A 9,602-nucleotide genomic window follows, 5' to 3' on the forward strand; every position below is an offset into this window, starting at 1 on the left:
GAAGTTATATTTATTTCAAATTCGCATTAGCTGCAACATCATCTGCAAGCTTAGAAGCTCCGTCTAAAATAGTTGGACCATACCCAAAGAATTGGTTGAAGTCGATCACCATGATCGCTTTGTTTTTAATGGCATTAATGCTCTGCAGTGCTTCATCGTTATAGAAGCTGTCAATCGTAGCTTGCGTATCAGGACCGCCTGCATAATGAGAAAGAATCAACATATCTGGATTAATTTCAACTAATTGTTCCACACTCACTGTTCCTTCACTATCAGCTAATGCATTTGTTAGATTCAAATTGTCAAGAATGTCAGCAATAAAGGTATAGTCTCCGCCTGGATCAGGGGAAATCTTGCCTTCACCGCCATCGAATACATATGCATATGTTAATGGCTTTTTACTGGCTTTTTCTTCAATGGCACTCTGTTTTTCTTTTAGTTCATTGATATAATCTGCAGCGGCAGCTTGAGCGTTAAAAATTTGACCGATATCTTCAATATCTTTATATAAACTATCAAGCGTTCCACCCGTTAGACTGGCATGCTGTACAAATGTATTGATGCCTAGTTCATTTAAGCCGGTGATTGAACCAACACCCCATTCAGCATCCTGGAATAGTCCTGCCCGTCCCATTACAAGGTCAGGATCTGCGCCGACAACAAGTTCCTTGCTGGCATATCCTTCAGAAATGACAGGGATTTTTGCAAAGTCTTCAGCAATTTCAGGATCTGTTTCTCCATATAGTGCAGAAACCCCAACAATTTTGTCTGTTAATCCTAAGTGAACTAAAATTTCAGCCATTCCTTGTGTATTGGCTACTACTTTACTTGGTGCTTCCTCAAATGTTTGAGAATGTGTTTCATATGTAACGCCATCGGTTGTTAAATAGTTATCAATTGTAAGCGGGTACTGTGTTTCGTTTGAATCGGATGCAGCTGTTTCTTCTGTATTTGTCTCTTCTTCTGTGTTTGAGCTATCATCTAAATTTGCTTGCTCCGAATTCGAGCAGCCGACTAACAGGAGTAAAACGAATGTGAACACTAACCATGAGAATTTTTTCATAATTCCTCCACCTTTGTGAGTTTTATAGTTGAAAGGCTAATTGACAATGATAATCTTTCTCGATTAGTATAGAGGAAGAGATTCTTTTTGACAATCTTTTCTTTTGGAGGAAATGAAAGTGGACCATCATTCAAACAAGGGCTTTGTACAATCAAAAACTTTTTTGGCAATGATCTATTCTGGTGCCATTATGATTCTTTTAATATCTATTGTGATGGGCGTTTCACTAGGACAAGTGGATATCCCTTTCTCAGAATCATTTAGAATATTAGTTCATAAAATGTTTGGCGTTGGAGAAATTGAAAATGGATCCAGTGTTAATATCATATGGAGCATACGGTTTCCGCGTGTTTTAATGGCTTTGCTTGTAGGATCCGCTCTGGCACTTTGTGGTGCAATTATGCAGGCGACTGTTCAAAATCCTCTAGCTGACCCATATATTCTGGGGATTTCTTCAGGAGCCACCTTAGGTGCAACATTCGCCGTACTGATTGGTTTTGGTGCAGGCACAATCTTTTCTCAGTTTGGTTTAGCATTTGGTGCGTTTGCGGGAGCACTTCTTGCCAGCGTTTTTGTTCTTACTTTCTCGAGCATAGGCGGGAAAATGACTTCCGTTAAATTAGTATTAATGGGAATGGTGATTAACGCTCTGTTTTCCGCGTTTTCAAACTTTATTATTTATATTGCCAATAATGCTGAGGGCATCCGGACGATTACCTTTTGGAGCATGGGAAGTCTTGCAAGTGCACGCTGGAGTGAAATACCGCTTATCACAATCATCGTACTAATAGGGATTATTTATTTTCTTATTCAATCAAGGAATTTAAATACGATGCTGCTTGGAGATGAAGCAGCCGTTACTCTGGGCATCAATTTAAGTACATACAGAAGAATTTACATGACCATTACGGCGATTTTAACTGGAATTACGGTTGCCTCTGTAGGAATGGTTGGATTTGTAGGACTGATCATTCCACATTTAATTAGAAGTATTGTCGGTTCTGATCATCGAAAACTGCTTCCGGCAGCCATTTTATTTGGATCTATTTTTCTCATCTGGGCAGATATTTTTGCCCGCATCGTTCTTCCATCAGTGGAACTGCCGATCGGCATTGTCACCGCCATGATTGGTGCGCCAATGTTTATGTACATGCTGATTAAAAAAGGATATGGATTCGGAGGGAATTAAATTGAATCTGCAGGTTGAAAACATTTCAATTGAAATTGGGAAAAAGCAAATTGTTGATGACATCTCACTTCGTGTAAACAGCCAGCAATTCGTTGGTATTCTAGGTCCAAATGGGTGCGGTAAATCAACACTGCTCAAAAGCATCTATAAGGTTTTATCACCGAATAGAGGGTACGTAAAGCTTGGTGAAATGGATGTACTTAAGGAGAAGTCGAAGAAAATTGCTAAACATCTAGGCGTAGTAGGCCAATTCAATGAAATCAGCTTCGATTTCACAGTGGAACAAATGGTCATGATGGGCAGGACGCCTCATAAAAAACTATTAGATTCTGAAGCAAAAAAAGATCATGAAATGGTAGAGCAGGCGTTAAAAACAGTAAACTTACTAGCTTATAAGAATCGCAGTTTCTTAACATTATCAGGCGGAGAAAAACAAAGGGTCATCCTGGCACGGGTATTAGCTCAAGAACCGAAGTTTTTAATATTAGATGAACCGACCAATCATTTAGATGTTAAATATCAGATTGAAATCATCAAAATGGTCAAGCAGATCAATATCGGTACGTTAGCTGCTCTGCATGATTTAACGTTAGCTGGATCGTATTGTGATTATTTATATGTACTTAAAAATGGATCGGTTGTCACTTACGGAAAACCGGAGGAGGTTCTCACAAAGGAGAATATTGAATTTGTTTTTGATGTTAAGTGTGAAATCTATCAAAATCCTGTAACTGGCCATATCGGTATTGCTTATTTATAGGTTTTTAGAAAAGGCGAAGCAAGGACAATTATATCCTTACTTCGCTTATGTTTTGCTCAACTGCAGACGCTATTCCTGCCAGTTTGTATGAAAGCTGCCGTCTAAATCATTTCTTTCATAAGTATGAGCACCGAAATAATCACGCTGTGCCTGGATCATGCTTGCATTGGAAGTCCCTGTCCGGTAGCTGTCGTAATAGGTGAGGGAGGCACTTAAGCTTGGGAATGAAATGCCAGATTGAATGCCCTCACAAACGACTTTTCTCATGTTCCTTTGATACTCTTTTGTTTTCTCGGCAAAATAGGGAGATATTAATAAATTGGGTAGACTGGAATTCCCTTCATATGCTTCACTTATGATATTTAAAAATTCGGCGCGGATGATGCAGCCGCCGCGGAAAATAAGCGCAATATCCTTCAAAGGCAAGTTCCAGCCGTACTGCTCTGAAGTCATTTTATATTGAGTGAACCCTTGGGCGTAAGCACATATTTTCCCCATATATATAGCCTGTCTGACATGTTCAATCCAAACCTCTTTATCCAGCTCCTGCAGCTCTATGTCAGGAAGAGTCAAAATGGCTTCGGCAGTCATTCGTTCTTCTTTTAATGAAGAGAGGTAACGAGCGAATAGAGATTCTGTAATGATTGAGTTTGGAATGCCATGATCAATCGCTTGGATGCTTGTCCATTTGCCTGTGCCTTTTTGCCCAGCTTTATCAAGAATCACTTGAATTAGCGGCAAGCCGGTCACATCATCCTTTTTTCGTAAAATATCAGCGGTAATTTCGATTAAATAGCTTTTGAGTTCCCCCTGATTCCAGGATTCAAAAATATCTGCAATTTCCTCAACAGATAATCCTAACCGATCTTTTAAAAATGTATAAGCTTCGGTGATGAGCTGCATGTCTGCATACTCAATCCCGTTATGTACCATTTTGACAAAATGGCCTGCACCTTTAGGACCCATATAGGCACAGCAAGGTGTACCATCAACCTGTGCAGCGATTTTCGTCAAAATAGGGGCGACTTGTTCATAAGCCTCACGATCTCCGCCAGGCATAATGGAAGGACCTGTTCGAGCTCCTTCTGCGCCGCCTGAAATGCCAATTCCTAAGTATCTGATTCCTTTTCCTTGCAGTTCATCATATCTGCGTTCTGTATCTTCATAATGAGAGTTGCCGCCGTCCATGATGATATCTCCTTCTTCCAGAAAAGGAGTTAAGCTTGCAATGACCTCATCAATCGCTCTGCCTGCTGTTACCATCATGAAAACCTTCCGCGGTTTTTCTAAAGATTGTACAAAAGCTTCAATGTTATAGAAGGGACGAATGGTTTGTCCTTCTAGCTTTTCCAAAAGCTGATCCGTTAGGTCACTTGTATAATTATAAACACCTACTTGTTCTCCCTTATCCGCCATATTCAGGGCAAGATTACCGCCCATAACACCTAAACCAATTACGCCAATTGTATTCAACATCGCTACTGCTCCTTTTTCTTGATGAATAGGCAGTAACACCTGCAAATAGTTACTGCCAAAATAAGCTTTATAATAAAATTATTTCTATTCTCACTGTGCACTATGAGGAGGTTATGAAAAAATCATTTACTGAGGTTTTATTAAGCCTCTCTGATATTGGGCAATACGCGTATAATCCTCTTCTAATACTTTGGACAAGCTGATAAATATCGGAATCAATTGTCTGTATTCCTTTGAAGCCTCTTCCATAGGTGTATGTTTAAAGGTGCTGCCAACCATATCAGAAACACTCTCAAATGAGTCAATTTTTCCTGTCGCATATAAGCCTAAAAGACATGCACCAAGACATGAACTTTCGTAGCTCTCTGGCACCGCTACTTCTGTTCCAAAGATGTCGGCCATCATTTGTCTCCAAACTTCTGAGCGTGCAAATCCGCCTGTTGCCTGAATGCGGGTAACCGGGCTATCCATACATGCTGTGAGTGCCAAAAAGACAGTATATAGATTGTAAACAACCCCTTCTAAGGCTGCTCGAATCATATGTTCTTTTTTATGTGATAGTGTTAAACCAAAGAACGATCCGCGTACATCGGGATTCCATAAGGGAGCACGTTCACCTGCAAGGTATGGATGGAATAAGAGACCATCTGCCCCTGGTCTTACTCGTTCTGCAATCTTCGTTAATACATTGTAAGGATCAATGCCCAGCCTTTTCGCCGTTTCAACTTCTGATGCTGCAAGCTCATCCCGAATCCAGCGGAGAACCATGCCGCCATTATTGACCGGTCCGCCAATGACCCAATGCTTCTCCGTTAAGGCATAGCAGAAGATTCGTTCTCTATCATCTGTTTTCGGCTTATCAATAATCGTCCGGATGGCACCGCTTGTCCCAATCGTGACCGCAATCTCCCCTTTTCGGATAGCGTTGACACCGAGATTTGAGAGAACTCCATCACTGGCCCCAATGACAAAAGGAGTCTCAGGATCAATCCCCATTTGTTTTGCTAGAGCTTGATCACAGCCTTTAAAAATTGTAGTCGTTGGTACGAGTTCTGATAACTGAGAAGATGTGATGCCAGCAACCTTTAATGCTTCTTGATCCCAATCGAGTTTTTCAAGATTCATTAAGCCCATGCACGATGCAATCGAATGATCGACAGCATACTGATTAAAGAGCCTTAGAAAAATATATTCTTTTATGCCGATGTATTTTTTCGTTTCTAGAGCAATTTCAGGATGTTCATGGACCAGCCAGGCTATTTTGCTTAAAGGTGACATAGGGTGAATCGGCGTCCCGGTTCGTTTATAAATACCATGTCCATTCAATTCATTCTTAATTTTATGAGCCCATGCTTCACTGCGGTTGTCTGCCCACGTAATGACCGGCGTAAGGGGCTCATCATTGTTATCCATTGCAATAACACTGTGCATGGCACTGCTAAAAGAGATAAACGATAGCTTCTTATCATTGTGCTGCTTCCTAATATTCAAAACAGCTTGCAGTACAGCTTTAAAGATTTCATCCGGGTCCTGTTCAGCTGTTGTCATATCTGGTGTGTATAGTGGGTAGCCAATATTTTCAGCTTGAATAACTTGCCCGTTTTCACTAAATAAAACGGCTTTGGTGCTAGTGGTGCCGATATCAATTCCTAGCATATAGGTAATCACCTTTTTGCTCACCTCAATTTCTCTATTTCAATAGAAAAGGCGAAAAATGAACGTACACTTTTTCGCCTTTTCTCTGTTTATTTATTGTTTAGTGTAACTCCGGCCAGTAGCCTTTATTTGCTACAATTAGATCATCTAGGATTTCTTTTGCTACTTTTGCACTTGGTACTGTTTTTGAAAGTGTTAGAGCCTGCCACAATTTCTGATAGCTGCCTTCAATATACGCTTCGACAACTAATTTTTCAACTGTTACCTGCTGATACATTAAGGCTCTTTGGAATTCAGGAATCTTACCTTGGCTTAATGGCTCTGGGCCGTTGCTTCCAACGATACATGGAACCTCAACCATTGCGTTATCATCAAAGTTTGCTATGGTTCCGTTGTTTTCTACGATCAGAAGCATTCTTTCATGTGTATTGAAGGCGATCGCACGTGCTAGATCTACTACAAAGGTAGCGTGTGCACCCATTTCGAACTCACAGCCTTCTGACGTTCCATTTTCAATGATTGTTTTTGCCATAGAGAAGACGGTCTTTTCTCTGCCGGCAATCACTTCATTTGCTCTAGTGTGATCCGGGTTTGAATGCTCGACCACATAATCAGGATATAAATAGTATTTTAAATACGTATTTGGCAAGAATCTTGGATCTACCGCTAATAGGTCTTTTGCTTTTTTTATGTGTATCCTGCCAGCTTGCATCTGTATGCTGCGTATCCACTTCTTTTTGAGTCAGATAACCGTGCTCAGCCACATAATCACGAATCGCTGGTAAATATTCATTGCCTTCTTTATCTTTAATGCTTGTCCACCAGCCAAAGTGGTTTAATCCGAAGTAACGAACTTCTAAATCCTGTGGCTCTTTGTCAATAATATGTGAGATTCTGCGCAGTGTTCCTACAGGCATGTCACAGATGTTCAGTACCTTTGAATTCGGGCGGAGAACGCGGCAAGCTTCTGCTACAATTGCTGCAGGGTTTGAATAATTCAGCATCCAGCAGTCTGGTGAATATTTCTCCATTAAATCAATCATTTCGATCATATCGCCGATGCTTCTCATTCCGTAAGCAATTCCGCCAGGGCCGCAAGTTTCTTGGCCAAGAACACCATATTTTAATGGGATTTTTTCATCCTTTTCACGCATTTCATATTTTCCAGTGCGAATGTGTGCAAAGCAGAAGTCTACATCAGTGAAGGCTTCCTCAGGATCTGTTGTAAAACTGAACTCAATATCCGGTGCCTTTTCTCTCATCACAATGTCCAGTGCGTCTCCAAGCATAGCCTGTCTTTCACCATCATTGTCATATAATTTTAACGTGCGAAGGGGAAAACGATCCAGATTATCTAATAGCATCATAACAATCCCTGGTGTATAAGTACTTCCTCCGCCTGCGATGACCACTGAAAATTTCTTCATGTATCTCCATTCCCTTCTGATTTTAATCGTGTTATTGCTGTTTCATGTGAAACATTTTGTATTATTCAGTTCCTTCTAACCCTAAATAGTTATCAACTGCTTTTCGTACACTTGTTACCTGCAAACCGTAAACAACTTGAACGTTTTTATCTTTAATGATGACGCCATTGGCACCAGTCTGACCTTTTAATACAGCTTCATCTACTAATTCAGGCTTATCTACTGTTAAGCGAAGTCTTGTATAGCAATTGGTGACAGTTTGAATATTTTCCGCTCCGCCTAAAGCATTGACGATCACGCCTGCAAGTCCGTCATCTCCCTGTGCTGCTTGAGTTTCTTGTTTATCTTTTGTTTTGCTTTCATTGTATTCTTTTTTTGAATAAAGCTTTGTTTCATTTCCTTCATCTTCTCTTCCGATCGTTTTGAATCTAAACTTCGTGATTAAGAAGCGGAAGATGACATAGTAAGCAACAAAGAACATTAATCCGACGACAATGTACATCGGCCAGCTTGTTTTTTCGATGCCTAGTGGCAGGTTGAATAATAGGAAGTCAATCATTCCGTTTGGACCGATTGCTCTAACATCAAATAGATTTAACACGACGAAACTTAATCCGCTTAATCCAGCGTGCACAACGAATAATAGCGGTGCAACAAACATAAATGAGAATTCAATTGGTTCTGTTACTCCAGCGATAAAAGATGTAACAGCAGCTGGAATTAAGATGGCTTTTACTTTACCTTTATTTTCAGGTTTAGCTGTGTGGTACATTGCTAGACATGCCCCAAGTAAACCAAACATCTTCGAAATACCGCGTGCATCCCAAATGACACTTTCAGAAAGAACTTTGACAGTTGGATCCGCAATTTCTGCATAGTAGATATTCCTTGCACCTTCAAATAATTGCCCGCCAACTTCTACTGCCCCGCCTAGTGAGGTGTATAAGAATGGCGTATAAATTAGATGGTGAAGACCTGTTGGAATTAATAGACGCTCCAATGCTCCGTATAGGAAAAGCCCAAAGTTGCCGCTGTGATTGATCAATGTTCCAAGGCTGTTTATTCCAGACTGGAAGAACGGCCAGATAAAGGTGAGTGCAATCGATAATAGAACAACGACAGGAATCAGCACGATAAAGGCAAAGCGAGAGCCTCCGTATATTTGAAAAGCACCTTTAAATTCTTTATCTGCAAATTTATTAAAGACGATAGCGGTTACAATTCCGAGAATAATTCCTAGGAATACACCCATATCCAGGATTTGAACACCTAAAACAAGGGTTTGTCCCGAACCTTGCAGAGAATCACCCTCAAACAAAGCTCCACTTAGTTCCATAAACTTATTCATTGCGTTAACGAATACTAAATAGCCTAAAAGTGCGGTAAAACCAGCAACGGCCTTATCTCGATTCGCTAAACCGACGGTTATACCAACACAGAATATGAGTCCTAGATTACCAAGGATTGAAACCAAGGATCCTGTTAAGATCGATCCAAACCCAGTTGTAATCGGGTTATCTAAAAAAGGAATAACTTCTAGAAGCCTTGCATTGGTAAATAAATTTCCAAATGCGATTAATATACCTGCAATCGGCAAAATAAGTACGGGAATGAACATGGCTTTGGAAAAGCGCTGCATTCCTTCCATCATTTTGGCTTTCATCTTGCCGCCTCCTTACCTTTATATGATTTTTTTTGATGTGTTTAGATTACAATGTAAGCGCTTGTAAGTCGATGCTTTTGCCACGATAAAAAACGTGTTTCACATCTAGAAACACGTTTCACTCTTTATACTATCAGAAAGTATAAATGAGCATCGCAGAAGAAAATTCGACGCAGTGGCTCATTTAAGGAATGCAGTATAAGAGCAACTAAACCTCTGTCTGCGTCCTTGCAGGACTTGCCAATCGGTAAGTTTTCTTTATACTACCAGAAGAATATAAATGAGCATCGCAGAAGAAGATTCGACGCAGTGGCTCATTTAAGGAAGGTAGTATAAGTGCAACTAAACCTCTGTCTGCGTCCTTGCAG

The 9,602-nt window shown here is 40.4% G+C and carries 6 protein-coding genes and 1 pseudogene; 2 read left to right on the forward strand and 5 right to left on the reverse strand.

Annotated elements, in window-relative coordinates:
* Positions 1-10 precede the first annotated feature (10 nt).
* Positions 11-1,063 (reverse strand): ABC transporter substrate-binding protein, encoded by a 1,053-nt coding sequence (locus tag B7E07_RS01105; protein ID WP_080843660.1) that lies wholly within the window; start codon positions 1,061-1,063, stop codon positions 11-13.
* A gap of 169 nt (positions 1,064-1,232) precedes the next feature.
* Here B7E07_RS01105 and B7E07_RS01110 point away from each other — a divergent pair, with 169 nt between their 5' ends.
* Complete coding sequence (locus B7E07_RS01110; RefSeq protein ID WP_257391524.1) at positions 1,233-2,252, forward strand: FecCD family ABC transporter permease; 1,020 nt, start codon at positions 1,233-1,235, stop codon at positions 2,250-2,252.
* Position 2,253: 1 nt separating this feature from the next.
* The gene (locus tag B7E07_RS01115; RefSeq protein WP_080843662.1) at positions 2,254-3,012 is read left to right on the forward strand and encodes an ABC transporter ATP-binding protein; all 759 of its coding nucleotides are present in this window, start codon (positions 2,254-2,256) and stop codon (positions 3,010-3,012) included.
* A 69-nt stretch (positions 3,013-3,081) separates the two neighbouring features.
* On the opposite strand, the gene gnd is transcribed toward B7E07_RS01115, so the two are convergent.
* From gnd to B7E07_RS01135, 4 genes and pseudogenes are all read right to left on the reverse strand, one after another.
* Positions 3,082-4,488 carry a decarboxylating NADP(+)-dependent phosphogluconate dehydrogenase gene (gene gnd, locus B7E07_RS01120; protein ID WP_080843663.1) on the reverse strand — a complete coding sequence of 469 codons (1,407 nt, stop codon included), beginning with the start codon at positions 4,486-4,488 and terminating at the stop codon, positions 3,082-3,084.
* 126 nt (positions 4,489-4,614) lie between these two features.
* A complete protein-coding gene (gntK, locus tag B7E07_RS01125; protein ID WP_080843664.1) occupies positions 4,615-6,156 on the reverse strand; it encodes a gluconokinase in 1,542 nt (513 codons plus the stop codon).
* A gap of 88 nt (positions 6,157-6,244) precedes the next feature.
* A pseudogene (locus B7E07_RS01130) lies at positions 6,245-7,571 on the reverse strand (6-phospho-alpha-glucosidase).
* 61 nt (positions 7,572-7,632) lie between these two features.
* Positions 7,633-9,234, reverse strand: coding sequence for a PTS transporter subunit EIIC (locus B7E07_RS01135; RefSeq protein WP_080843665.1), 1,602 nt, complete (start codon positions 9,232-9,234; stop codon positions 7,633-7,635).
* Positions 9,235-9,602: the final 368 nt, after the last annotated feature.

The sequence above is a fragment of the Cytobacillus gottheilii genome, from assembly GCF_900166665.1.
Lineage (GTDB): Bacteria > Bacillota > Bacilli > Bacillales > Cytobacillaceae > Cytobacillus > Cytobacillus gottheilii_A.

Coding starts and splice junctions, on each gene's coding strand:
- B7E07_RS01105 (WP_080843660.1), bottom strand. CDS start 1,063: ATGAAAAAATTCTCATGGTTAGTGTTCACATTCGTTTTACTCCTGTTA.
- B7E07_RS01110 (WP_257391524.1), top strand. CDS start 1,233: ATGATCTATTCTGGTGCCATTATGATTCTTTTAATATCTATTGTGATG.
- gnd (WP_080843663.1), bottom strand. CDS start 4,488: ATGTTGAATACAATTGGCGTAATTGGTTTAGGTGTTATGGGCGGTAAT.
- B7E07_RS01135 (WP_080843665.1), bottom strand. CDS start 9,234: ATGAAAGCCAAAATGATGGAAGGAATGCAGCGCTTTTCCAAAGCCATG.